The organism is Myxococcus dinghuensis, from assembly GCF_024198235.1.
GTDB lineage: Bacteria > Myxococcota > Myxococcia > Myxococcales > Myxococcaceae > Myxococcus > Myxococcus dinghuensis.
The window spans coordinates 1-1,955 of record NZ_JAKCFB010000112.1 but is presented as its reverse complement, the minus strand read 5'-3'; the positions used below and the strand labels follow the sequence as shown (position 1 = coordinate 1,955).

Genomic DNA, 1,955 nt, shown 5'->3' with positions numbered 1-1,955 from the left:
GGAGCCTCCGCCCGCCCGGCCGCGGCCCGCGTCGCCCCGCCCGTGCCCCCGGCCCAGCCCCGGGCCTTCCCGCCGGACATCCCGCCCCCGGCCGCGGCCCAGCCCCAGTTCTCGCCCATGACGCCCGCCTACGGCACGCCGAGCGCCCCCCCGGCGCGCGCGGCGGCGCAGCCCCAGCCCGGCGTCGCGGCCCCCGTCGGCCTGCCGCGCATGGAGGAGCCCGAGACGCTGAAGGACCCGCTCTTCGCGCCCGTGCCCCAGGCCCCCGCCAGCCCCCCGGCGCCCACCATGGGCCTGCCGCGCATGGAGACGCCGGTGACGGCCGCTCCGGAGCCCGTGGCGCCGGCCCTCCCCGTCCCCCGGGCGGAGAGGCCCCGCCCGCCCCAGGCCGCGCGTCCCGCGACCCCGGAGGTCACCGAGGTGCACGCCCGTCCGGCCTCCCTGTGGCGTCGGCTGCTGTCCTTCACCATCGACACGGCGGCCATCGGCGGCGTCGCCGCGCTCTACATCACCCTGGCGTCCTCCGTGACGGGGCTGAAGTCCCCGGAGGCGGGGATGTCCGGGCTCGATGGGTTCGTGGCCTGGCTGCGCGCGCTGCACACCGTGCTGCTGCCCGGGTTTTTCCTGGTGCTGCTCCTGGCGGTCGTGTACTGCGCCGTGGCGGCCTTCCTGTGGAATGGACGCACACTGGGTCGCCTCCTGCTGGGACTGCGGTTGGTGGACACCCACGGCCTGGCCCCGGCGCCGGGCCGCGCCATCGTGCGCGCCATGCTGTCCGGCGTGTCGTTCATCCTCTTCCTCGGCGGCTTCTGGATGGCGCTGTTTGATCGCCGCGGGCAGACGCTGCATGACAAGCTGACGTCCACCTTCGTGGTCCAACCCAGCTGAACAACGCTTCATTGTGCCTTGCGGCCGCGGCCGTAAGATGCCGCGCCCTACATGCCCGCCCGCCTCGCCCAGCTCCTCGTCTCCCGCCTGCTCCTCTCCCAGGAGAAGGCCGGCGAGTTGCTACGTCACCAGCAGGCGCAGGGCGTCCACCTGGACACCGTCCTGCTGGAGCAGGGCCTGTTCAGCGAGGCGGACGTGCTGTCGCTGCTCGGGGAGGTCTCCGATTTCCGCCCGGTGAACCTGGTGGACTTCGAGCCGAACGCGGACGTCGCCACGTTCATCCCCCCGAAGATCGCCGAGCGGCTGTGCGTGGTGCCGCTGTCGCTCGACGGGCAGACGCTGCACGTCGCGTGTTCGTACCCGGTGGCGAAGAAGGAGCTGGACGAGGTCGGCTTCCTGCTCGGCAAGCCGCTCGAGCTGTGGGTGGGCACCGAGGTGCGCATCCGCGAGTGGATCTCCGTCATCTACCGGCAGCCGCTCGCGCCGCGCTTCAGCCAGCTCATCGCCTCGCTGGACCCGGCGCAGCAGCGCGCCACCGCCACCCCGCCACCGCCGCCGCCTCCGGAAGAGGAGTCGCTCACCGCGGACATGGTGGAGCGGCTGGCGCGCTCCGTCGCGCAGGAGCCCCTGGCCGCCGACGTCCGCCCCGCTCCGCGTGAGCCCGCGGCTCCCGCCCGCGCGCCGGAGCCGCCGCCAGCCGCGAAGCCTCCTCCGCCGCAGCGTCCGCCGCCTCCACCGCCGGAGAGCCTGACGCCGCCGCCGCCCGCCTTCGTCCGGGCGCCGCTGCGCCTGAACATGCCCGCGGCCGAGCCCCCCGCGCGCACCGCGCCGAAGCCCGCGGCCCCGCCCGCGCAGCCGCTGCCGCCGACGACACGGGTGGACCCCAAGCAGCAGCAACCCGCCCCGCCTCCCGTCCTCTCCCCCGCGGGCGCGGGCACGCAGGCCCCCGCGGCCACGAACGGCACCAGTGCCCCGACGGCCGGCAGGCCCCCGCAGGGCCCCGCCGCCACGAGCGCCTCGACCGCTGGCGCGCCCACGCAGGGGTCGGCCGGCACGGGCCCGCGCGG

General features: G+C 76.3%; 2 protein-coding genes. Both read left to right on the top strand.

The window, feature by feature from the left end:
- Nucleotides 1-888 (top strand): RDD family protein (locus LZ198_RS42735; RefSeq protein WP_407667521.1); only part of this gene is annotated, 888 nt, incomplete at its 5' end.
- A gap of 51 nt (nt 889-939) precedes the next feature.
- On the top strand, nt 940-1,955 hold a 1,016-nt coding region (locus LZ198_RS42730), incomplete at its 3' end, for a GspE/PulE/PilB domain-containing protein (protein WP_456094084.1).